A 22,553-nucleotide genomic window follows, 5' to 3' on the forward strand; every position below is an offset into this window, starting at 1 on the left:
TTTTTCTGCCAGCACAGTCGGAATGTGAAAAGAGCCGGTTCTTCGCCGGCCCTTTTATTTTTGATAAAACACCCACCCTCACTCCAACTGATGGCACAGGATGGACTGATTGTGTTCCTGCTGACCGCCAAAAGCAGCTGCCAACTCATCTGTTAGACTCACACAAAATCCTTCTGATGACAACCTGATCCTTCTCTTCAGGATCACAGGTTCCATCTCCTGAAGTAGGGGGAACCGCAGGCGATGCTGGGATGTTTTAACGATTAGGTCAGCACCGGTGACGATGAGGTGGCACTGCAGGTCCTGAGCTGTAATAGAAAGACTTGATGGCAGCACCAAATTCATTTCCTCTATATTAGCCTTTGCTGGCACCCCGTTGTTTCGCATCAACTGCAAGAGAGTAGAAGCTAGCTTTTCATTAATGGCCGTAGCGAAGTCGCGGGAGTAATCATCCGCCCCGGAATGAAGGTGGGCCAGTTCGTGGAGAAGGGTGCCCAGGGTGGCAGAGAGGCCTTTTTCCAGCTGGCTTCTTTTAATCCCGATGGTGCGGGTTTCCGGCAGGTACAGGCCGGTGATGTCATCTGAATCATGGTAGTGGGAAAAGACCCGGATCTCCCCGTCACATTCCCAATGGATGGCCGCAGCGCATTCTTTTGCCTGTTTTAAAAGCTCTTTTTCTTGATGTGTCAGTTCACCGGGACTCACCCACTGGATTTTATAGTCTTCTCTGAGTTTTTCCACGTCTTCAGGGACCCCGGCGTCTTTCAAGATACGGTGAATTTGAGACTGCAGCTTGAGCGGTTGATAACCCAGCACCTGTGCTTCCAGGGAGGCCAGTTCATTGGTGGATAACACCGCTTTTTGACCGAATAGGGAGTGGAAGGCCGCCGCCCATTTTTCACTCTGCGTCGTATACAGATAAGGCTTAAATTCGATGAGGGGCCGCCACACCTCCTCCTCCATGGCGGCCACACCAATAATGGCTTTGATGATCTCCTCCTGGTCTGTGTGCCGAAGGAGACTGCCCACCTGGTCTGCCAGTTCACTGGTGTCCATTAAATCTCGATCCCGGTTCAGCTTCTCCATGGAAACCCCGTAATCAAACAAAGCCTCCACCTCTTTGATAAAGACCCCTTTATTGTAGACCCGGCCCAGGTGTTCCTGTTTGCAACGGGGATAGACACTGCCAGTATCACTTTGCCATAGTGGAGTCACTGTACTGTAGGGAAGAAAGTAGTGGCCCAGCTGCTCGATGATACTTCGCAGCTTATCTGTTGTCTGGAGCTGAACAAAAGAGCCTTGTGCCGGCACTGCTGTTTCATAGACCCTGTAAAACAACACCCTTTGACATTCCAGTTCCTTTTCAAAGGGCTGGATAAGCCAGTTCTGGCTGCCTAATGTGACATCTAACCCCAACCGCAGGCAGGTGAGGAGCGCCATCTTCGTGCCTTCTCCGAACTGACCGATGGATTCACTGTCTGTTTTCTTAGATGATGCACCGATGCGCTTGGCTAGGACAATCCCGTAGCCCTCCCCGTCATCACTGATGGTGATGGCGTCAACTGTCGATTGGATACTGATCCGGTCCTTGTCACCGCCCACACTGTCCAGGGCATTAGAGATAAACTCCCGCAGGATGTGCCATTCTACCCAGCTGTCATTCTCATAATCCAGGGTTAAATTCACATCGAACTCTTCCTTGAAAAGGTATTCTCTTTCATTGATGACTAAGCTGGTTAACATTAATATTTCCTCCTTTAAGGGTTCAAAAAATGAAAAAAAGAGCAGTCCTGTTGAAGGCTGCTCTTTCCATGATCGCGAACAAATAGAGTGGATGCTCATGAAGCTTCCTGCATGGACAGCAGATGGCGAATCAGCTGTGTGGCCTGACTCTTTGACAACGCAAATGTATGCTCAACCCCAAAGTCTTTTTTTAGCAGCAATTGAGCATCATCTTTACTGAAGTTTAGCGCTTTGCCCAAGCGCTGTATTTTTAGAATCTGAGGCTTGGTGATAGGTTCATCTTTTGTTTCCTTGGAACGAATGGATGACAGTACTCTAAGGTCTTCTAAGTCTTGGGTAAATAGGTTACTGGAACGAGTAGCAGACAAGACAGCATCTACCAATGCCCGTTTCTTGGCCATCTTCATGATGGTGTTCACCAGGGTGTAGGGGTCCTGGCTGGCATATTTCTTTTCCCAGGTATTGCAGCTGCCAATGCCTTCCGCCTCCACAAACCCTGTCCGTTTGCTGGTGAGCCTGACTTTTACTTCGAAATGGAAAATACCTTTCTCCCAATCTTCCAGACGATTGATTACTTCCACTTCTTTAGAGAAGCCGAATATGTCGCAAAGTTTTTCTGCTCCAGGCTTCAAAAGTGTGGGTTTCTGGCAGCCTGGGATTTTTCCGTAGTCCTGACCTTCCACCATCATTTCAGCAACAAAAGTTTGAAGCATTCTGATTCGTTCTCGGGCCTCCTCTAAAGTGATAGCAAGTGTTGGAAGTATTTGAGATGATACAAGAGGCTGTAATTCCATGCAAGCTCCTTGCTGATCTTTTTGCTCATCGTCTAACCTTAATAGATCCTGCCTTTCATTTTCCAATACGATGCCTTTGGTCGCCACCTGTTCCTGTAGCTTATCGATCAGCTTTTTAGACATAAAAATACCGCTTGCTCAGAAGAGAGCAGGCGGAGCCACCTCCTTTCAGTGCTTATTTTGATTTGACGGTGAACCGTCTTGAAATACTAGCCTTCGTATATTCTTGTGCCAGGATAGGGTGTTTTTTCTTAAATGCCGTTGTGTCAAATCGCTCTGAACTGACCGGTGTCCATTTGATGGTACAGTGACCGTCAATGGCAGCAGTCTCATGATCCCCCATGAGAGCCTTGATCTTTGCTGCCGCTTCATCCTTCAGGTTCTTAGCTTCTTTTTCGGATGCCTGATGGGTTTCAAAGGCCTTAATCAGGTCCAGGCTATCAGCAGGAAGGATCAGGGTTTCTTTTTTGCCCCCAGGGTACAGCAGTGCCAGCAGTTCAGTTGACTGTGCCGTAGGGACAGGGGGTGACTTTGCCAGTACGTGATTTGTCCAAAAATGCATCTCCAGAGCCATTAGGTGTTGGATCATCTCGTTGTCCCGTTGGATGCGTTTGTACTGGAATTCATTACCACCTATAAGGACAGCAATGTAGGCGTAGTCATATCCGGTCACATTCAAATAGTGCTGGACTTGAAGCATATAAGCATCCGGTACCTTGTCACCCTCCCATTCACATTTTGAGAAAGCGTTGGCAGTTTTAGCCTCAAAGACTCCCACATGACCTTCATCATCAATCACAATGCCATCTAGATTAGCCAAGAGATAAGGCACTTCAGGATGCTGAAGAATGACTGGCAATGGTTCTACTCGCAAGCCGCTGCGCTTCATAAATTCTGATATAACGACATTTTCAAGGGTACTGCCCCAATAAAGCGCCTCATTGGTTTCAAAGGGTTGCCCCTTATCAGTTTTGTCCATATAGACACTGAAAGGGTCTTTCCATCGACTGACTCCAGCGATGGCTGCAGCATCAGACCCTCCAATTCCAGATCTTCTATGGCACAGCCATTCTTCATGCGTCAATCCGTTTGTGTGAACGAGTATTGTTGCATTCATTTCATTATCGCCTTCTTTCCGTCAGTGATATTCCAAGACAGTAGGTTAAAACAAGGAGCCTTACAATGCAACATCTCCAATGCCTCTGTGAGGTTGGCAGCTTCAAGGGAAAGAGTTAAAGAAACAGGGGTACGGCTAGTTTCGGTTAGAGTAAAATGAAAAATAAGCAAGGTTATAACCTCCTAACAAGATGCTGGTCTAGAGAGTATCATCTAAAAGACGGATTGATCTGACACCGATCCAAACAGCATCAGGGTGCTTGTCGTAGAATAACTGGATTGCCTCTAAGGGACTGTTCACCTTGGCAGAAAACTGGTGCGCTTCCTTGGCGTGGGGTTGCTCACGATAGCTGATCTTAATCCTAAGCATGGTGTTCACCTCATTTCATCAAAATTGAAAAAGAGCCAGGTCAGAAAAAAGCTCTTTAAGCAGCTGCTAATTCCAGGATCCCTGTCACCACTTGTTCCACTTCACTAAGGACCTTCATAATGGCTTTAAGAACATCTTGGTGACCCATCTTAGCAGTGTAATGCTTGATGTATGCGTATGACTGCTGCTGGAAACCACTGATCCCCTGGATTTCGCACAGCACGGAAGCACTTAGTTCCGCCACAATCTCCTGGAGGGGGTCCTGGCCGCCCTTTAAAGGGGCCATCCGGTCATGCATGGCGTGGGACAGCTCGTGGAAATAAACAGCGGCATCTTCAGCAGACAGCGTGATGGATTTGTTCCGGGAACTGTAGGAACCTAAACGGTTACCGATCAAGGGTGCGAATTTCACCGTAATACCCAACTTAGCCGCCACTTCGTAAAGAGGCGGCAGCTGGTCCGGCGTGTAATCCGGCTGACCGGGCAGGGGCTTTCCGTCCGTATCCTCAAAGCGAAACACGGGGATAGCCCGAAAACCAAAAATCAGTGTCTTTTCTTCCTGAGTGGTCTTATCCTGGATTTTCTTTGTCAGGGGTGCCAGGATATGGATGGCGGCAGCCCCTTTTTTGACGTGCCGCCCCGCCTCCTGCCACTGTTTAAACCCACGGGCGTCAAAGCTGCCGCCGGCAAGCATCAAGACCTGGTTGCCGATACTCCAGTTGTCAGATGGTTTCAAATGACCTGCCTGGCGGCGGATGAGGGTAAAGCCCACAGCCTGTGGTATGGCCCCTGTCTGAAACATCTCCAGCAGCTTATTCGATGCTTCCTTAAAGATTTCTTCCTTCGATTTTTTAGCCATGATCATTTCTCCTTTCCACGGTGTTGGGTACAAGGTGGACCAAAAGTATGTTTTCGGGAAAGCGTCCATGGGACAGTGAAAAAAGGCCTTCGCAGGCCTTAAAATTCCACTGCCCCTTCCTCCCGCAAGCTGGCAAAATGGCTGCCGGCAAGGATGATGTGATCCAAGACAGAAATGCCCATGAGTTGACCGGCATCAACCAGACGCTTGGTGATGGCCAGGTCTTCCTTGGAAGGAGAAGGGTCACCGGAAGGGTGGTTGTGCACACAGATCAGGGCGGAAGCACTCTTTTTGATGGCGGTTTTGAACACTTCCCGGGGATGGACAATGCTGGCGTTTAGGCTGCCCACACTGACGATTTCTTTATGGATCACCATGTGTTTGGTGTTCATCAAGAGGATGAGAAACATTTCTTTCTGGGCGTACTTCAGGTCAGCACGGACAAAGGCCACCACATCGTCCGGGTTTTTAATCCGGGGGGCAGTTGCCAGGTCGGCTTGGTGAAGCCGCCTGGAAAGCTCCCACACCACCTTGATCAACCGGGCTTTTTGCTGCCCCACTCCTTTGATGCGGCACAGTTCTTCTAGCTCGGCATGGACAAAAAGATCTGTTAGGCTCTGATGGCGGCTCAAGAGTTCCTGGACAGTGCCATCACCTTCTTTTTCTCGGATCAACATTCGAAGGAGGGCTTCATCGGATAACGTGTCAAGACATGGGTAAGGTCTCATGGCAAACTCCTTTCACAGCGGGATGGACAGGGGGAACACAGATATTTGCTCCCCCAGCAACGTCAAAAAACCCCCGCTGTGCTGGACAGCGGGGGGGGGGTAGCTACCGATCGACTCGGTACTGTGATAATGATATATGGTTATAATAAACGACTTTTGCGTTTGGAAAAGAAGAAGAAGGGGGTGTGGTGTTAGAAAGAGTGGGCAGGTGGTCGTCCCTTGGTTTGCCCACCAAAAAAAGCCAGTAAAGCACCTAAAAGCCTGGCATAAGGGGGTTTTCTTACAAGGTGCCCACCTGCCCCCTATTTAAAAGCAGATGGGAATAGGGAGTTTGGTGGGCGGGGGGCACTAGGAGCCAAAAATTTGCATAAGGATCACAAAAGACATGACAAAGAAGAACGAAAACAACAGGGCAATTTTACCGAAGCCAAAATAATAGATCCGGAACATCTTATTCACGGCACCGAACATGACGGATGCCATGATAAAGGCTAAAACGATGTAAAACATAGTGGACCCCTCCTTTCCATTATTTTTCTTCCAACATTTTGCGGATCCAGCGTTCGGAGTAATGGTATTTCTGAGCCAATGCTTTCACATTGGACCCATTATACTCCTTTTTGATTTGAGCAAAGGTATGCTCCCGGTCATAAAGGCGGACCGGGTAAGTGATCTGCAGCCCTTTGAAATGTTGGTAAAACCGTGTGGCGGTGTCTTCATCAAACACCTCAGCGATTTCTCGGTAGATGTCGTTCAGGTAAGAGTATTTTGAGGGAGGCTTCATGGACAGCACGCCTTTCTATCTATGTTAAAACCTGTCTGTTACGAACCCAAAAACCGTTTTTGGGATGGAACGGAATGGCCCATGCCTAGTTTCCATGATAAGAAAAACAGATTGAATTATCTTTTGAATAATTCAATGTAAAAGACAAAGAAAAACAGCTTCCAGTGTGGACCTGGAAGCTGTTGGATGAATCGATTCATGGTGATAATATATGCTTGAAAATGGATACTTTAGCATTTCGCGACAGACAACCGCGAAGAATTTTACATGCAAGGCGGGTTCTCCCTCAATAGGGTGCTTGCACAACCTCCTATTCTACCTGGCGGGCGACCCCGCATGTGGTCCTGACGAATGACCGGCCATTTCGTCATGAGCGCCAACAGGCGTCCAGGAGCGTCCAAAGGAGGTTTTCCTTTGGAAAGGGCAAAGCCCACACCCGCTTTGGACACAGATATGACATGCAAATGAACGAAATCGCCGGGAGGTTTTTGCTGGATGGTAATTCTCCTGTAATGGGTCATCATTTTATCAGAGCACAAGGGATGACTGAAAGCTGTCGCTGGATCTGGGTTGAATAACGGCACGGGTGTTGTTCCTGGATGACCATGGACTGGCAGGCTATTCAAAATAAGGAATGTGCATCGGCAAAGTAAAAAAACTACGGGAAGATGACAGTGGGGACACACATCATGAAAGTGGTGGGAAAGCGAATCCAATTAGGATGGATTTCGCCGATCCGAAGCGTTTTCTAGCAATCACCCTTACGTGAAAAAGATAGACGGTCGTGATTAGCATGGAAAGGTCGATGATGTATGGACTTGGTTGATTATCTGAATGTTACTTGGCTTATTAAAAAGTATTTCCTCCCATCAAAACCCTGAAAGAGACAAGGGACTGTGTCGATTCATCGTAGGTGGAGACAAAAGGGGAAACAGGTGATTACCCCAATGATTGATGGTCTGGCAAGGCCGGCAGATCTCGCTCTAAGATGGCTTGGCGTAAAGGAAAATTCGAAAATACAGTAACCTGGCAATCGTGACGCAAGAGTCTTGCACGGCCCACAGCCTGTTCCAGTTCTTGTTCGATGAGCCACAACTGGATTTCCCGCAGGAGGGGGTGGGTAAAGGTGTGAAACCAAAACCGGTAACCGTTTCGTTCCAGTGGTTGGGAAGAAAGGTTGGCGGACCTGACAGTTTTTTCCGGCACGCCCAACACAAGGCCGATCAGGTCATACACACAACGTTTAACATGCGGCGTACCCACGATGGACAGGGACTCACCAGTAAAATCATTGTGGCCTTCCAGATTCCCGAAATGCAGTTCCTGTTCAGGGCAAAACGCTTGCTCGTATATTTTAAAAGTGATCACCGGGTTTCCGGGGCAAAGGACACGCACATTTTCGATGACCTGGTCAAGGTGTTCTGCCAGGTATGACCGACTGTAGGAGGCGTCATGGTATTGAAGAAGGCGGCCTTGGTAGGCGGCTTCTTTTGTTTCATACACATGGATGTCACGGCAAAAAAGCTTTTGGTACAGTTCTTTGTTGGCGGTGGCACTGAGGAGGACGATTTTTGTGTCAGGAAGCTTTTGCACAAAAGCGTATTGAAGGCGTTCCTTGTCCAAAAAAGCAGCTTCAGAACGCAAGAAATCCAGTGCATTGGTTAAGAGACGCTTATCTGCAAAGCATTCCAGGTCATCGTGGCATGCCTTGTCCAGAGGGGGCAAAGCATCATAGCGGGTCAAGGGATGTCTGTTAAGACGGCGCAAGATCAGGTTGATGGCTTGGGTGACCGGCAGAGGCAACTTCGATTTTAACTTGCGAAGGTCCTGCAGGGTGACGGTTTCCATGCGCAGTGCTGTGCGGAAGACATCTTCATCAATAATGACGTCATATTTTTGCAAAAAAGAAGCATCCAGTGTAAACAATTTGGAATGAGTGGTGACAAGATGACCGGAAAACGAGAATATCTTTTTGTCATCTTCTAAGTAGGCTGAAAGAGCAGGGGAGGGATGGCGTTTCACGGCTTTTTCCATCACGAGCCGAGCGAGGCGATAAGCCCCCTTTTGAAACAAAGATTCTACTTTTTTCAGTAATGACGGACTCATCTGATCTCTTGGCAGGGAAGGAGTACCCATGACACAATAGCCTTTATCCGTTGCACTTTTAACGATGGCATCTTTAAGCTTGTTGGTGGGAACAGCAATGATTTTCCGGGTGTTGTTTCGATCCAGGTGGCGTAAGTAAGCGGTGGATTTCCCCAGGCCTGTCTGCGCTTCAATAAGATGAATATCTTTACCCTTGGCGTCCAGGGCTTCCAGCAGATGTTGCTCCAGTTCTTGTTCGGCATCAGGCAAAGGGGAATAATGGGGCTGAGAGGTTTGACGGATTTCTTTTCGGACGATGAGTGCTTTTGAAATCATGTTGGAAGAAGGACGGCACTGGTCGTGGTATGGACAAAAACCAATGCAGTTTCTGGGAAGGTAGCGCTGGGACACCAGGTAGTTGTAGTAATAATCCCATCGGCGATGGGCGTTGTACCCGTAATCATCATTGGCAGAAGATGATAAGAGATTGAAAAAATGTGTTTTACCTTCTTTGATGTTGGAAAATTGAGTGGCTAGCCCAAATAGATGGTGGTGATCCAGGCAGGTTTCGCCATTTTGAAATGAACGGTACAATTGGCAGTATTTCGGTAGTTCCTTGAAAGGAAAATCCTGGAGAAGCTTTTTTTGGCTTTTTTTACGAATTGACGTCGCCGCAGTGACAGTAGATACATTGTTATTTTTTAGTGGAGTAGAATGAGTTTGAATCAGCAAGACATGAAATGAATTTTTTTGTTTAAAATTAACTAAAAAATAAAATGAATAAAAATCATTAATTTTGATAAATTGAGGAAATGTTGATCGGTTCTCCACTAATAGTGTAGAACTGATCCGAATTTCCTCAATTTTTTTGGACAGGTCCTTGATTTGATAAAAATCCGTGTGCTGACACATGCCAAAAAACTCAGCTTCACTGGAAAACTCATTGATAAATGGAAAAGTACTACCAAAACCGATACCGGTTTTTGACAAAATGGTTCTGATTTTTCGTGCCACATTTTTGGAATCCACAGCAGAAAGGTAGGCAATTAAAGCGGTGTTCAGCTCAAAAACCGTAAATGTCGCTTCAAAGTCGTTGATCTGAGGGTGTTGGTACAGCACTTTTTTTCCGCCAAAAAACATACGGGCCACGTCAATGCAACTTTTATCAGCTTCTGGAAATAAGCCAATGAGCATGGTCAGGATGATTTTTGATACGATGGCGGAATCAATGGAACAATTATGAATGAAAACGGCCCGGAACCGGTTTTCTTTGGTACTGGAAAAAGTTTCGTACACAAAAGACAAAGGAAGCTGAACCTGGCGACATCGGTCCATTACTTCATGAAGAGACAAAGTATCGTCAAAATCCAGGGCAAAGACCTGTTGCTGCTGAAAACAGGCAGCGGTACGTTGGTTTTGACCAAAAGTGGCGGGGGAGAAGGTATGCCCACGACTGCCGCAGCAAGCCGCAAGGCTGGAAGGCGACACAGTGTGTTCTTGTGAGGGGAGCTGGCATGACAGTGTAGGAAAATCGTACTTACCAGGTTTTTTGGTATAAGAAGTCTCGTGGATACAACAGGTAACGGTAACGGCGGACATAGCAGTCAACTCCTTTAAGAGAATGGAAGAAATAGGATTATCGCTCTTTACTATTTTTGTCACTATGTTAACTTTTGGACAACGATCATTATATTTATGTTAGAGGATTAATAATTAATTACATACGGTTTTTCCCTTCCAACCATCATGGCTTTTAAAGGGCGATATCACGCAGCATTAGGTGATCAAACAGCGCCGTTAAGATCGCAATAGCCCTTGTGAAACCATTTGAAACTTACGTGGAACGTTCAAAAACAGCGGGGATGAACAAGGTGCATTTCAGGTTACCCAATTGTTTTTTATGAAGTAGTAAATAATATTTGAACAAACATATTAGTAATGTGAATCAAGTTAAAATCATTGGAAGGAGGCAAACATCATGTTTGAAGAGTACGGAGAAATCCTGACAGTCGAAGAAGTGATGGAAATACTGATGATTGGAAAAAATGGGGTGTATGAACTTTTAAAGAAAGGCGAACTCAATGGATTCCGGATTGGCCGGGTTCACAAGATCCCAAAAGTGTCCCTGGAAGAATACATCCTTTCCAAAGCGACCCACAACTCTTTGGGAAACAGACGTGCTCCCAAAAAAAAATGAAAAAATGTACAATCACGGGAGCTGCAAGTGTTACCAAGAAAAACTGAACTCCGCAGGATCACTAAAGAACGATGCATTGAAAAGGTCGATAAAGAAGGGTCCGCCGGAGGTGTATTCTCTTGCTGCTGGTGGTTGTATTTCATTCAGCAATGTATTTTGGCATCCTTGCTCGGAGTTGTGGTTCGTTAGTTCCCCCTGTAAATGCCCCCTCTTAGAACGCCCCTTTGCCCACTTACTTCCCCTATCAGCTTATTTTTCAAACAGGTGGGCAGGGGGGCACTTTTGGTAAAATCGTCTTATTCCAACGTTTTAAATGCTTTGCGTATTGTTTTTAGGTGGACAAGCAAGGGGGAGGCCACCTGCCCACAAATTGTGGAGCCATACCTCCCTCTTATTCTTTTACAAACGAAATGATTGGTTTTTACCATTAAAACTATTAAAAAGGAGCGGTTAAAATGTACGATATGAAAGCTGACAAAAGAAAGAAAGTTGAACAGATCGAAGAAATACTTGTTCAAAAGGGGTTATATTTTGAAAGAAAAGCAAATGGACATTATCGGATCGATGGCGTTAGTTATTGGGCAACGACTGAGAAGTTTATTGACCATGTAACAGGCGAAAAAGGCGTTGGTTTAAACAGGTTTTTAAAGCACATCCAAGCGTAATCATCCGCCTACAGAGAATAAGATTCTGCCGATGTCCATAAAGATTGACTGAATATTAATGGTGCTGCTGCTTGTGAGCACGACCATAGTCACTGTTAATGAGGGCTTACTCCTGGGCCGGACGTAGCACTGAATCGTAGTTGTTGCCAGGATAATCCGTTTGACAGGACGTGCCCCGGGTTCAAGTGGCGAACAATGTGTCCAGTTGATATCAACGGAGTCTTTTGAGGAAGAGACGGAGCAGCCCCGTTTATGATGTGATTAATTATGGTAAGAGCGCCTTGTGGAACAACCGGCAAAAGAATGGTCCAGTCCCTTCTCCAGCGGAAGGGACTGGAACTGTGCCAGGAAAATATCTGTGGGTCAAGTTACTAAAACACATGTGCACCAACAGTCTTATGTGACAGTGAATCCAAGAGCAAAGAAAAATCATTGCCTTCTTCTGGACTCAAATCAGTGATGAATTGATCTTCCAGTTCTGCCGCTTTTGGAGGCGCCGGCGCAGGTGTGGGAACGGTCCCTATGGGAGAATACATGAGATCTAAACCTATAGGAGTTGTTGAGTCACGGGTGCCCCTATGCCCACACAAGGCATCAATCATTGGACATCAAGACTTTTTCCATGGCTTTCCGCTCAATCATTAAATAACGTGGGCGGTCCACCGTTCCCATGGGAATGCTGCATTTCACCGCTCTTTTTCCATCAGCGTCTTTCTTAAGGACTCCAAGAGCATCCAAATGAGCGAAGGATCCATTTTTCGTGACAGGATAACTGATTCCTTGATCTTTCCAAAAGTGTACTGCAATATGATGGCCTATTTCGGGGTGTACATAATAGTACTGGTCATCACAATAAAGACTGGGCTTATCCTGGGAGGCCAAATGTTTATTCTTCAAATCCAAAAGCTTATATTTTCCTGTATGCAAGGACATGTTAATGGCTTTTAAATACATAACTCCCGGGTTTTCGTCATACATTTTTTTGCTGTGAAGTTCGATGGTTTTCAGTATAAGTTCTTTCCATTGTGCAGGGCTAAAAAAATGATTAGCCTTTCCGATGGAGTGAACGTATGATTCTAAAATTTGGGAAGTAATGACCAGGCACGCTGCTGCATCAATATGCCGGTTATGCACATGCAAATTTCTCAGTTCCGTTCTGATAGAAGGAAAAACCCTCCGAAGGTTAGTAACGATGGTGTCATAGTTACTTGCAACATAATGAAGAAAATAGCAGGTGTGTGTTGACAAATAAAGCGTATTTCTTTGCAAATCGGTCAGAAGATCAAAGTTAACATTGGCTTTATGGATTTCCGTTCCGATGTATCTGGCCATTGTTGAATCGCCAGCTACTGTGTATTCACCGGTTAAAACAGCTAATCCTCTTGGTGGAAATTCTTTTTGCTGCTCCATTTGACTGGTCATTCTTGACTTCGTGATGGAATCTCCATACAGTCTTGCAATATGGTTGGCCAGCTCTTCCATTTTTTTCTGATCAGCACGGGATGTCGTTGGGTGTAAATCATCAATTAGGAGAACGGAGTCTTTGTGATCAAAACATTTCTTCTCAATGGCTGCCTTAGTGTCTTTAAAGGTAGAAGGAATATACTCCTTGCTGCTGTTGAAAATATTGAAGAATAACTTGCTAAGAGTTGTTTTTGCAGAACCGGTTGTACCGTTGAGCCAAAGCACGAATGATGGTGCAAAGCCGGCTTCTAGAAAGAGTGATTTCAGTACCCCTAAATGGCGATATAAAAATAGTGTGCTGGTAATGGACAAATCATTATAGACATTGAGGAGCTCCATCGTTTTGGCTAAGGCTTCATGTGGGTTGATTGAAGAAATATCTTGTTCAATTCTCTTGCTTTGATCTCCAAAAATATCTGCTCGATTAAGGCCGATTGCACCACCACCATGGAGGTAGCAGTTTTGGTTGTCTATTTTTGTCCATCCCACAAAAGCATATTCACGGCGTTTAGGAGCACACCTAATCTGATGAGAGATAAACAGTTCGACGTACTTGCTGAACCCTGGGCCTTTATACAGGCAGGCTCGTTGATCCGATACCTTTTTCAAGAAAAGAGGTGAACTCAAATCTCCTAAAGCCACTTGTTTTAGAATAACTTCATTTCCGATTGTCACTCGGACAAGAAGCTCTCGCTCTTCAGAAACACCATTGTTTTTAACTAGCTCTTCCAGTATTTCGATGGCAAAGTTTGAAAGATGCTGGACTTCATGATTAAACTCGATGGCTAACTTATTTTGATGTATGAACAGCTTGTAGTTTTCTTCGATGAGAGGCTGATACTTAAACGAAAAGGTCTCATTGTTATCGAAGGATTTAACAATACCGGTGACATGATGGCTAGATGCTGTCCTTTCCTTTGAAGCAGGCGTGATTTCGGAAGTAGGTTTTTCTTCTTTTGGTACTGTTGACAGATTTGGAACATTCATTTCAATAGTGATTGGACGAATCTTTCTTTGCTTATCGGCTATACCTTCCTGGAGAGGATTAGCAAGATTGTTAGAGCTCCGATTTTCCTGGTTTTTGCCAACAAAGCTAATAGGTTTGATAAGCCCCTCTGTTCCCTGGTGGTTATTAAGAAAAGTAATAGGTTTGATAAGCCCCTCTGTTCCCTGATGGTTATTAAGAAAAGTAATAGGATTGATAACGTTCTGTTTATCCTGGTTTTCACTTGGAGTGCGGATGATGGCAAAATTTTCATCTGTTTTGGTCATTTAGGACACCTCTCTTTGCGGAAATTGTAAAAACAAAGCAAATGAAATTTCTAGTATCATTGGATCTATCTGTTCCTTTCTGATTTAGTGGATCTTCCCGATGAAGCTAACAGAATCAAGAAAGTTTTAGGGTGTAGAGTTATTTATCATTTTCACCTATTGAATTCTCCTCGCTTTAGTTTTCAGATTGTCGACAAATGACATGAAAGTGAAAATTCGAAAGTATACTTGACACAAGTGTACCGCACAAAGCATAATAAATAAATAGATACAATCAAAAAATATAAAGATACATCTATTTGTTAAAATCAAGAAACAAGTATGTCTAAAAGAAATATATTTTTTCTGGGAGGTTCATCAATATGCTGATAGAAGTATGAGATAGTACTTAAATTCAAGAAATACCAGCTTTTGAAAAATAGATACGGTATCATCACAGCGGACTGGTGGTACATTCTGCTCCGAACTATTCATCAGTTTAGGGCAAAGGAAAAGGAGGATAACAATGATCTCTGTAGAAATATGTTTTAATAAGAAAGAAGGAGTCGAATCATTAACATTTTTGGACGAAAGAAGAGAAGAGATAGGTAGAACGGAAGGCGACATAGGAGAAGCACTTGTAGGCTTTATTGAGGCGGATATTAATGCTGAAGAGATTAGGAGGCCTCATTTATTGAATTGCTTTCTAGAAGAAAGCAATGAATTTTTAATCGATTCCAATAAAGTAAAGAAAGACGTAATTGGTAGAATACAAGACCACTATAAGAGAAAAATCAAACAGGTCTTAGATAGGCAAAATATAAAGCTAGCTCAATTGGACAGTCATAAACGGCTGTTGTATTATGAGATATTTAAGAAAAACTATTATAGTTCAGATGAGCTATTAAGATATGAGATGCAATCAGAGTATGAATACTGTATAAGTGCTATCGTAAGAGATGGAGAAGGTAAGTTTACACCCTATACTCTTAATATAATAAACATACGTTCTGACGATGAAGAACAAAATGATTTTATTAATGCTATTAATGACCTTGAGTTTAGCATCACAGAGAAACACAAAGCGTACAACATTGAAAATGTATGTGAAATATTGTTTTTAGAACTGGTAAAGAGGAACGTTGTGATCAACACCTGTGCCAACTGCGGAAAGCTTTTTAAGCCGGAAAGAGCTTCCGATAAGTATTGTTTAAGGCAAGTGAACGGTGAAAAAAGGTGTACTGATATTGGTTATAGGAATAAAGTAAAAAAGCATCCAATCCTAAGTCTTTTTGAAAGAAAACGCAAAACTAGGAACCGAGAGAAACAAGTAGCATGTAAAAGAGAAAATTTCACTGAGGAGACAAAAAAGAAGTACAGAGAAGCCTATGAAAAATGGTATGAGGAGTATTCTGAACTGAAAAATAAATATGTGGAAGCTTATGATCGTGCAGAAGGAGAAAGCGAAAAAAGGAACCTCGAAACGGAGTTTGAAGGTATGTTTAAAAAACTAAGTGATTATTTTGATAATTAATAGGCGTAGTATCACGTGACCAGTTCTGGAATGGGATTCAGTAAATATGTCAAAGACGAAAGACGGGAGGATTTTTAATGAAAAAGCCAACATAGCTGATTTCCCTTTCTCTATTGCGATACCAACTACTTAGTGTGAGTTTTGTCGGTAATGTGCACGGTACGACTGCTTAATGTTGTAAATCCGCATTTTCCTAATAGGACCCTTGATTGATGGTCTTTTGTAGCGCGATCTTCTTTTGATGGTCTTTTTTTAGGATGAAAGTTAGGTGACACCTTTTTACAAAGATGGCTGTAGAGACGGTTACATACTGACGTGAATCTACCGGGTAAAGGAGGTAGCGTTTATGACACAACCCATCCCCATGTCTCAAGACCTGCTTTCAGCCTTGTGCCTGGAAAACATTCTGGGATTGATGGTGATTGATACCGCTGGAAAAGTGATTTTTATGAACCAGCAATGCGCTGATTATATTCAAGTTGACCTTCATACTTCCATGGGGAAGCATGTCAACCAGGTGTTTCCCCCTTCCCAGATGACCCAGCTGCTGAAAGGGGATCAACGGATCAACACTGACTTTTATTTTCATGACGGTCGCATGAGTGTTAGCACCCAAGTGCAGCTGCGGCACCAGGGTGTGATTGTGGGTGTGTTGGAATATGACACCATCCAAGAACTGAGTTCCTTTGAATCTTTTCTAAATCGGTACGCTTCTGTCTTGAACGATGAGCTGAGTTATTACCGGGACCAGTTTCATCATCTTCGACGAACCAAGTACGCCATCGACAGCCTTGTAGGCGATTCTCAGGCGATGAAGGACCTTAAGAACCAGATACGACTGGCGGCTATGAGCAACAGCAACGTATTGATCACCGGCGAAACCGGTACGGGGAAGGAGATTGTGGCCCACGCCATTCACAATGCCAGCCGTCGTGTTGCTGAAAACTTTATAAAGATCAATGCCGCCGGCATCCCTGACTCCCTGGCGGAATCCGAGTTGTTTGGTTATGAAGAAGGAGCTTTTACCGGGGCTAAGAAAAGCGGCAAAAAAGGAAAGTTTGAACTGGCCCATAACGGCACCCTGTTCATCGACGAAATCAATCAAATGCCCGTGTCCCTTCAGGCCAAAATTCTTCGGGTGATCCAGGAAAAAGAACTGGAACGAGTGGGAGGAGAAACCAGCATTTCCGTCAATGTGCGCATCATTGCCGCCACCAACCAGCCTCTGGAGAAACTGGTGAAACAACACCAGTTTCGGGAAGACCTCTATTACCGTCTTCATGTGTTTTCCATTACCGTGCCTCCCCTCCGTGACCATCTTGAAGATTTGCCTGCCCTGCTGGAACACCAGGTGTCCCAGTTGAACAATGAAATGGGAAAAAACGTCAACCAGATTGACCCAGATGTGTACCACTACCTGCAAGGCTTGCCTTGGCCGGGAAACGTACGGGAGCTTTTTAACCGCATTGAAAAAGCCATGAACTACGTGGCAGAAAGCACCCTGTCCTTACGCCATTTCGTGGAAACCGACGGGATTAACCCGGTGCAACTGCCTTCGTTGCGGGACATCCATTTACTGCAAGCCTCCGACAACCCGCTGGAAGAAGCAAAGAGAGAGGCAGAAAAACATCTGATTCTCCACACCTTGGAACAGTTCCAGGGGAATAAAACCAAGGCGGCTGCTTACCTGAAAATTCATCGCACACAGCTTCATCATAAAATAAAGCGCTTGGGCATCGAATAAACTGTTATCATTTCGTCACAGTGTTATTTTTTAGTAACATATAATTCCCTGGCCGCCAGAACCTGAACCCCTTCTTATTAGCTATCTATTCATAAAAAGCAATGACATACCCTGACCAACTGTTATTATATGGTAACAGTTGGTCATTTTAGTTGTTGCCATCACTGGTTTCCAGCTTGGCACGCTTGTTGCAAGTATATTTTGACTATTAAGATTAATGACTTTATTGTTATTCATTAAGGGCATCTAAAAAGGAGGAAATGCAGGATGGAAACAACAGTTATGGAAACCTTTGGCGTCATCAGTTTACTTCCCGTTTTGGTGGTCATTGTGACAGCGATCTTCACCAAGCGGGCTATGGAATCATTGGTGTTGGGCACCTTTGTCGCTGCCATAATTTTAGAAGGTGGTGGCTGGTGGAGTGCCTGGTTTGACTTTGCCCTGCAGGAAATTGGCAACTCTGCCTACTACATCATCATGTTTGGTATGTTTGGTGCCATGATCCGTGTGCTTGACAAATCCGGTTCTGCCCTGGGTTTTGCCGATGTGGGGGCTAAAGTGGCCAACTCGCGGAAAAAAACCAGCATATTCACCTGGCTCCTGGGCATCATTATTTTTGTGGAAGACTACCTAAACGCCCTGGGGGTGGGGGTTGCCATGCAGCGCCTGACGGATAAATGGAAAATTTCCCGTGAGTTTCTAGCCTTTGTGGTGAACTCCACGGGTGCGGCTGTCTGTATCCTGGTTCCCTTTTCCTCCTGGGGAGTGCTGTATGCAGCACAAATCGATAATGTGGGAATTTTGGAAGGCGTCAGCGGTTTTCAAGCTTATGTTAGGGCCATCCCCTTTATGCTCTACGCCTGGGCAGCAGTGATTGTGGTTCCCTTGTTTTCCCTGGGCATTCTACCGCTTTTTGGGCCCATGAAGAAAGCTGAAGCACGGGCCCAGGAAACTGGCCGCGTGTTTCCCGACTATTATTACATCACCAACGAGGCTGGTGAAGAAGTGCTCACCACTGGCCTGTCTTCTGATGTTAAACCCTCCAGTGCCCTGAACTTCATCATTCCCATGTTGATGCTCATCGTGGTGGCGGTGGCCACCAACGACATCGTGCTGGCAGTGATCTTGGCTTCAGTTACCTGCTTTGCCATGCTGCTGGTACAAAAACGGATGACCCTGGGGGAATTTGCCGACCACATTGTTGAAGGTTTCAAAGACATGCTGTATGTCACCATGCTTGTGCTGGCGGCCTTTATCCTCCAGAACTTTAATGATGCCCTTGGCCTTACGCCTTTCATCATTAACAGCGTAATGAACATTCTCAGTCCCGGCTTGTTCCCGGCCATTACCTTCCTGGTGGTGGGTGCCATCGCCTTTTCCACCGGCAGTTTCTGGGGGGTTGCCGCCATCTCCTTCCCCATCATTCTGCCTTTAGCCGTGGCCCTGGGTGTCAATCCTTACCTGGCCATTGGGGCCGTCGCCGCCGGCACTTCCTTTGGAAGCCACGCCTGTTTGTACAGCGATGCCGTTACCGTTACATGTGCTGCCACGGGCCTTAAAAACATCGACTATGCCCGTACGTCCATTCCCTTGATCATGGTTCCCATGGTCATCGGCATACTGGCTTATTTGGTGGTGGGGTTTGCCATGGCATAGCCATCTTCCCACCACAGAAAGGGGTGATCTGATTGAAAACAGCCGCCACGTTGCTCATTGTTGGAAATGCCATTTACGACAGTGTCCGCCACCAGCCTTTTCCCGGAGTACTTGTCATTGAAGGAAACCGGATTGTGGACGTGGGAGACATGTCATTGATTGAACGCTATACTGGCACCATGACCAAGTTGCTGGATGCCGGGAACAGGCTGGTGATGCCCGGGTTTCATGACAGCCACACACATTTGTTGATGGCAGGTATGTACCAATCCTGCGTGAACCTGTCGTCAGCTACATCGGAAAAAGAAGCGGCGTTGATGGTGAAGGAGGCCGCCCAGCCACTGGACGATTCCTCCGGGTGGGTGATTGGGTTCAGTTGGTACCATGTTTTTTGGGATGACCAGACGCCTCCCACCAAAGCCTCCCTGGACGCTTACTTTCCTGACCGACCGGTGTTTTTGCTGAACGCTGAGGCACATGGGGCCTGGGTCAACAGCAAAGCCTTGGAAATTGCAGGCATTGATGCCGCTACCCCCAACCCCTTTGGAGGGGAAATTTGTCGTGATGAAAGGGGAGAGGCCACCGGTTTACTCCTTGAATCCGCCACGGGATTGATCACCCGCCATGCCTTTGCCTTTAGTACCCAGGAAGAAAAAGCTTATCTTCAGGCCTATGAAAAAAGCGCCTTGGCCAACGGCATTACATCTGTGAACGATGTGCAGCCCTATTTTCACGGCAACATGGGCACACTGGAAGTCTATCACGACATGGACAAGCAGGGTGATTGGAATCTCCGGGTGCATGTGGCCCTAGACCTGCTGGGGGATTTATCAGAGGCTGAAACATGGCGTCAAAGGGTGCACTCAGACGGTTTAAGGGTGGATCACTTAAAACAATTTTTGGACGGGGTGATTACCACCCACACCGCCTTGGTACTGGAACCCTACGCTGATGCTTCGGACACTTGCGGCATTTCCTTGATGGACACCCTGGCCATCGAAAAAGCCGTTCCAGAAGCCCATAAACGTGGCTTTTCTTTAAAGCTGCACGCCTGCGGTGACCGGGCTGTGCGCATGGGGCTGGATTACATTGAAGCAGCGGAGAAGCAGTATGGGAAAAACCAGTGCCGGCATGCTATTGAGCACATTGAGATGGTCAGTGACGAGGATGTGCCGCGTTTTGCGACCTTGGGGGTGATTCCCTCTGTACAGCCAGAGCACATCGCCTTGACCCAGCGCTTTGCCGACAGTCCTTATTTTAATGCATTGGGAGAAGACCGGGCCAACAAAACCTGGCCCCTTAAGACCTTGTACGACACAGTTGGCCTATTGGCCATCGGCAGCGACTGCCCCGTGGTGGACAACAACCCTTTTCTGGAAATATACCGGGGCGTTACGCGAAAATACAATGACGGTGAGCCGAAAGAAGGTTGGAATCCTTCGGAAAAATTGTCCCTTCATGAAGTCTTGCGCAGCTATACCTATGGGTCTGCCTACGGTGTGGGCCGAGAACATGAACTGGGTACCCTGGAACCAGGAAAGCTGGCAGATGTAATCATCCTGGACAGAAACCTATTTGACGTTTCGACAGAAGAAATAAGACAGACCAAAGTAGACACCACCATCTTCAACGGTCAAGTGGTTTACCAGCGTCCGAGCACAGATCAGTAGACAAGAGCCCTGAAAACACTTTATCCACAGCTTTTTGCGCAGGCTATTTCTATACTTCAAAAAAAGCACCCCCATCCCTGTGCTGGCACATGGGAAAGGGGTGCTTTGCCTTTGGCAACGTGTTGGTGTTGCTGCTGATACCGCCCTGTAGCTCCTGATTGCCCCAAAAAACTACCTCAAGACCAATGGCCAGCCCACTTCCGAAATCACATCCCGCAACAACCCCGCTGCATCAATCTCAAGCACCGTACCATCCGGGGTGCCGTCAGGAAAATGTGAATTTACAACGCTAAGCAATAGGTGTTACCAGAAGCAATCATTATTTGTTCCCTTCAGATAGCTTTCTAGATAATGAAGCTCTCGATACATTGGTAATATCACAAATTTGATTTACAGTCATTTCTCCTTCCTGGTATAGCTTTACTGCATAATTCATACCTGCGTGGTTTCGATGATATTTTTTGACTCGGCCTTTATACTTCCCTTCCTTTTTGGCCAGCTCAATCCCTTCACTTTGACGCATGCGAATAAGATCCCGTTCTAATTGGAGTGGATTTTGTCGGTAATGTGCACGGTACTCCAGGTACAGGTAACAATGGTTGCAAAGGGTGTTAAATGGATTTGTGGCGCCGGAAAATTGACATTTCATTTCATCACCTCCTCCTTCCAAAAAATAAATAGAGCCTCCGACTGAGCGAAAGCGATAAACTTAATCCCAAAAGAAATGTGAGCCATGTCGAAATAGAGGGAAAAGCAAAAAGCGTACACTCTGTACATATTCACCCATTCATGATATAGTAAAGACAGAGAGGGAGTGGGAAAGATGCAATCCGTCAATGCGACAGACATGCGTAAAGATTTTGGTAAATACATCGATGAAATTGTTCGAACCAAGCCGGTAATGGTGAAGCGTTCCCGTGACTATTTCCTGGGGATAAGTGTGGACATGATGCTGGAGCTAGTGGAAGACGTGGTGTTTCGAGCAGAAACTTTTGTGGAAGACGATGGCTCCGTTACACTGTCACTGGTTGACTATGACCTGGTGGTGAACGGCAAAGATAGGGAAGATGCTCTTACTGCCATGGTGACAGATCTAAGGGAGTATGCCCAGGAGTACTATGATAATATACACTTTTGGAGTAGCGACCTGCTTCGGCGAAAACAAATTAAGGGAATCCTGAAGGTGTTACTGACAGAAAAGGATGAAGCCCTGAAGGAGAGTATCCGATGCCAAGCTGGCGAGAGTTAAAGCGGTTCTGTGAACGGGATGGATGGGAACTTTACAAAGACACAGACCATTACTTTTACCGTAAAGCTGGAAAGGATGGGACTGTCAGGCGTACAAAAGTATCGAAAGGGACAGGGGAGATAAAGTACCATATGTGGCGCCAGATCCTAAAGAAGCAACTTAGGGTTACCGAAGCCTATTTCAATGAAAAGATCTGACAAAAGCCTGCCCACACAAAGGGGGGCTTTATTTTTTTGACTAAAAACGGAAGAACCGGGACACATCAGCTGGCAGCCTTTGAGATTTTGTGGTGCAGAGATGACGAGGGTTTCCATAGCTCTGGTGACGGCGACAAAACACAATCACTTCTCTATCTGAAGGCTTTCCCCCAATGTGGATTTACAACGCTAAGCAATAGGTGTTACCAGAACCAATCATTATTTGTTCCCTTCAGATAGCTTTCTATATAATGAAGCTCTCGATACATTGGTAATATCACAAATTTGATTTACAGTCATTTCTCCTTCCTGGTATAGCTTTACTGCATAATTCATACCTGCGTGGTTTTGATGATATTTTTTGACTCGGCCTTTATACTTCCCTTCCTTTTTGGCCAGCTCAATCCCTTCACTTTGACGCATGCGAATAAGATCCCGTTCTAATTG

Annotated in this window: 20 protein-coding genes; 7 read left to right on the forward strand and 13 right to left on the reverse strand. The window is 45.7% G+C overall.

What is annotated here, in order from left to right:
- Positions 1–78: 78 nt before the first annotated feature.
- The 9 genes from AAIG11_RS14875 to AAIG11_RS14915 all read right to left on the reverse strand — a co-directional run bounded on the left by AAIG11_RS14875 (position 79) and on the right by AAIG11_RS14915 (position 10,141).
- Complete coding sequence (locus tag AAIG11_RS14875) at positions 79–1,743, reverse strand: ATP-binding protein (protein ID WP_343187021.1); 1,665 nt, start codon at positions 1,741–1,743, stop codon at positions 79–81.
- A gap of 95 nt (positions 1,744–1,838) precedes the next feature.
- Complete coding sequence (locus AAIG11_RS14880) at positions 1,839–2,660, reverse strand: hypothetical protein (protein WP_343187022.1); 822 nt, start codon at positions 2,658–2,660, stop codon at positions 1,839–1,841.
- 52 nt (positions 2,661–2,712) lie between these two features.
- Positions 2,713–3,621 (reverse strand): YqaJ viral recombinase family nuclease, encoded by a 909-nt coding sequence (locus AAIG11_RS14885; RefSeq protein WP_343187023.1) that lies wholly within the window; start codon positions 3,619–3,621, stop codon positions 2,713–2,715.
- A 231-nt stretch (positions 3,622–3,852) separates the two neighbouring features.
- Positions 3,853–4,023, reverse strand: a complete 171-nt coding sequence (locus AAIG11_RS14890; RefSeq protein ID WP_343187024.1) for a hypothetical protein — start codon at positions 4,021–4,023, stop codon at positions 3,853–3,855.
- A 55-nt stretch (positions 4,024–4,078) separates the two neighbouring features.
- Entirely contained in the window at positions 4,079–4,882 is an 804-nt protein-coding gene (locus AAIG11_RS14895) for an ArdC-like ssDNA-binding domain-containing protein (RefSeq protein ID WP_343187025.1), read from the reverse strand.
- Between the two features lie 98 nt (positions 4,883–4,980).
- Positions 4,981–5,610: a RadC family protein gene (radC, locus tag AAIG11_RS14900; protein ID WP_343187026.1), complete on the reverse strand. Its 630-nt coding sequence runs from the start codon at positions 5,608–5,610 to the stop codon at positions 4,981–4,983.
- A gap of 348 nt (positions 5,611–5,958) precedes the next feature.
- Complete coding sequence (locus AAIG11_RS14905; protein WP_343187027.1) at positions 5,959–6,120, reverse strand: hypothetical protein; 162 nt, start codon at positions 6,118–6,120, stop codon at positions 5,959–5,961.
- 19 nt (positions 6,121–6,139) lie between these two features.
- Positions 6,140–6,394 (reverse strand): Mor transcription activator family protein, encoded by a 255-nt coding sequence (locus AAIG11_RS14910; RefSeq protein WP_343187028.1) that lies wholly within the window; start codon positions 6,392–6,394, stop codon positions 6,140–6,142.
- 939 nt (positions 6,395–7,333) lie between these two features.
- On the reverse strand, positions 7,334–10,141 hold the full coding sequence (locus AAIG11_RS14915) for a hypothetical protein (protein ID WP_343187029.1): 2,808 nt from the start codon (positions 10,139–10,141) through the stop codon (positions 7,334–7,336).
- A 316-nt stretch (positions 10,142–10,457) separates the two neighbouring features.
- On the opposite strand from AAIG11_RS14915, the gene AAIG11_RS14920 reads away from it, so the two are divergent.
- Together AAIG11_RS14920 and AAIG11_RS14925 are read left to right on the forward strand one after the other, a co-directional pair.
- Complete coding sequence (locus tag AAIG11_RS14920; protein WP_343187030.1) at positions 10,458–10,676, forward strand: helix-turn-helix domain-containing protein; 219 nt, start codon at positions 10,458–10,460, stop codon at positions 10,674–10,676.
- Between the two features lie 455 nt (positions 10,677–11,131).
- The gene (locus AAIG11_RS14925) at positions 11,132–11,341 is read left to right on the forward strand and encodes a hypothetical protein (protein WP_343187031.1); all 210 of its coding nucleotides are present in this window, start codon (positions 11,132–11,134) and stop codon (positions 11,339–11,341) included.
- Positions 11,342–11,712: 371 nt separating this feature from the next.
- Here the strand turns inward: AAIG11_RS14925 and AAIG11_RS14930 are convergent, their stop codons facing one another.
- Together AAIG11_RS14930 and AAIG11_RS14935 are read right to left on the reverse strand one after the other, a co-directional pair.
- Positions 11,713–11,943 (reverse strand): hypothetical protein, encoded by a 231-nt coding sequence (locus AAIG11_RS14930; RefSeq protein ID WP_343187032.1) that lies wholly within the window; start codon positions 11,941–11,943, stop codon positions 11,713–11,715.
- Positions 11,936–14,077 carry a hypothetical protein gene (locus AAIG11_RS14935; protein WP_343187033.1) on the reverse strand — a complete coding sequence of 714 codons (2,142 nt, stop codon included), beginning with the start codon at positions 14,075–14,077 and terminating at the stop codon, positions 11,936–11,938. Before AAIG11_RS14935 ends, AAIG11_RS14930 begins: the two co-directional genes overlap by 8 nt.
- Positions 14,078–14,582: 505 nt before the next feature.
- Here AAIG11_RS14935 and AAIG11_RS14940 point away from each other — a divergent pair.
- The 4 genes from AAIG11_RS14940 to AAIG11_RS14955 all read left to right on the forward strand — a co-directional run bounded on the left by AAIG11_RS14940 (position 14,583) and on the right by AAIG11_RS14955 (position 20,660).
- Complete coding sequence (locus AAIG11_RS14940; protein WP_343187034.1) at positions 14,583–15,590, forward strand: DUF6076 domain-containing protein; 1,008 nt, start codon at positions 14,583–14,585, stop codon at positions 15,588–15,590.
- A 346-nt stretch (positions 15,591–15,936) separates the two neighbouring features.
- Positions 15,937–17,334, forward strand: a complete 1,398-nt coding sequence (locus AAIG11_RS14945; protein WP_343187035.1) for a sigma-54 interaction domain-containing protein — start codon at positions 15,937–15,939, stop codon at positions 17,332–17,334.
- Positions 17,335–17,601: 267 nt separating this feature from the next.
- Positions 17,602–18,990: a Na+/H+ antiporter NhaC family protein gene (locus tag AAIG11_RS14950; protein ID WP_343187036.1), complete on the forward strand. Its 1,389-nt coding sequence runs from the start codon at positions 17,602–17,604 to the stop codon at positions 18,988–18,990.
- A gap of 32 nt (positions 18,991–19,022) precedes the next feature.
- The gene (locus tag AAIG11_RS14955) at positions 19,023–20,660 is read left to right on the forward strand and encodes an amidohydrolase (RefSeq protein ID WP_343187037.1); all 1,638 of its coding nucleotides are present in this window, start codon (positions 19,023–19,025) and stop codon (positions 20,658–20,660) included.
- 319 nt (positions 20,661–20,979) lie between these two features.
- Here AAIG11_RS14955 and AAIG11_RS14960 read toward each other — a convergent pair whose 3' ends face one another.
- Entirely contained in the window at positions 20,980–21,309 is a 330-nt protein-coding gene (locus AAIG11_RS14960; RefSeq protein WP_425499428.1) for a helix-turn-helix domain-containing protein, read from the reverse strand.
- 174 nt (positions 21,310–21,483) lie between these two features.
- Here AAIG11_RS14960 and AAIG11_RS14965 point away from each other — a divergent pair, with 174 nt between their 5' ends.
- Positions 21,484–21,909, forward strand: a complete 426-nt coding sequence (locus tag AAIG11_RS14965) for a hypothetical protein (protein WP_343187038.1) — start codon at positions 21,484–21,486, stop codon at positions 21,907–21,909.
- Positions 21,910–22,325: 416 nt separating this feature from the next.
- Here the strand turns inward: AAIG11_RS14965 and AAIG11_RS14970 are convergent.
- A partial coding sequence (locus tag AAIG11_RS14970) for a helix-turn-helix domain-containing protein (protein ID WP_343187039.1) occupies positions 22,326–22,553 on the reverse strand: 228 nt, incomplete at its 5' end.

This window comes from Anoxynatronum sibiricum (assembly GCF_039414295.1).
Classification (GTDB): domain Bacteria; phylum Bacillota; class Clostridia; order Peptostreptococcales; family Tindalliaceae; genus Anoxynatronum; species Anoxynatronum sibiricum.

Bases quoted from the DNA above. Each gene is read 5' to 3' on its own strand.
- AAIG11_RS14875 (WP_343187021.1), bottom strand. From the start codon at position 1,743: ATGTTAACCAGCTTAGTCATCAATGAAAGAGAATACCTTTTCAAGGAA.
- AAIG11_RS14880 (WP_343187022.1), bottom strand. From the start codon at position 2,660: ATGTCTAAAAAGCTGATCGATAAGCTACAGGAACAGGTGGCGACCAAA.
- AAIG11_RS14890 (WP_343187024.1), bottom strand. From the start codon at position 4,023: ATGCTTAGGATTAAGATCAGCTATCGTGAGCAACCCCACGCCAAGGAA.
- AAIG11_RS14895 (WP_343187025.1), bottom strand. From the start codon at position 4,882: ATGGCTAAAAAATCGAAGGAAGAAATCTTTAAGGAAGCATCGAATAAG.
- radC (WP_343187026.1), bottom strand. From the start codon at position 5,610: ATGAGACCTTACCCATGTCTTGACACGTTATCCGATGAAGCCCTCCTT.
- AAIG11_RS14905 (WP_343187027.1), bottom strand. From the start codon at position 6,120: ATGTTTTACATCGTTTTAGCCTTTATCATGGCATCCGTCATGTTCGGT.
- AAIG11_RS14910 (WP_343187028.1), bottom strand. From the start codon at position 6,394: ATGAAGCCTCCCTCAAAATACTCTTACCTGAACGACATCTACCGAGAA.
- AAIG11_RS14920 (WP_343187030.1), top strand. From the start codon at position 10,458: ATGTTTGAAGAGTACGGAGAAATCCTGACAGTCGAAGAAGTGATGGAA.
- AAIG11_RS14925 (WP_343187031.1), top strand. From the start codon at position 11,132: ATGTACGATATGAAAGCTGACAAAAGAAAGAAAGTTGAACAGATCGAA.
- AAIG11_RS14930 (WP_343187032.1), bottom strand. From the start codon at position 11,943: ATGATTGATGCCTTGTGTGGGCATAGGGGCACCCGTGACTCAACAACT.
- AAIG11_RS14935 (WP_343187033.1), bottom strand. From the start codon at position 14,077: ATGACCAAAACAGATGAAAATTTTGCCATCATCCGCACTCCAAGTGAA.
- AAIG11_RS14940 (WP_343187034.1), top strand. From the start codon at position 14,583: ATGATCTCTGTAGAAATATGTTTTAATAAGAAAGAAGGAGTCGAATCA.
- AAIG11_RS14945 (WP_343187035.1), top strand. From the start codon at position 15,937: ATGACACAACCCATCCCCATGTCTCAAGACCTGCTTTCAGCCTTGTGC.
- AAIG11_RS14950 (WP_343187036.1), top strand. From the start codon at position 17,602: ATGGAAACAACAGTTATGGAAACCTTTGGCGTCATCAGTTTACTTCCC.
- AAIG11_RS14960 (WP_425499428.1), bottom strand. From the start codon at position 21,309: ATGAAATGTCAATTTTCCGGCGCCACAAATCCATTTAACACCCTTTGC.
- AAIG11_RS14965 (WP_343187038.1), top strand. From the start codon at position 21,484: ATGCAATCCGTCAATGCGACAGACATGCGTAAAGATTTTGGTAAATAC.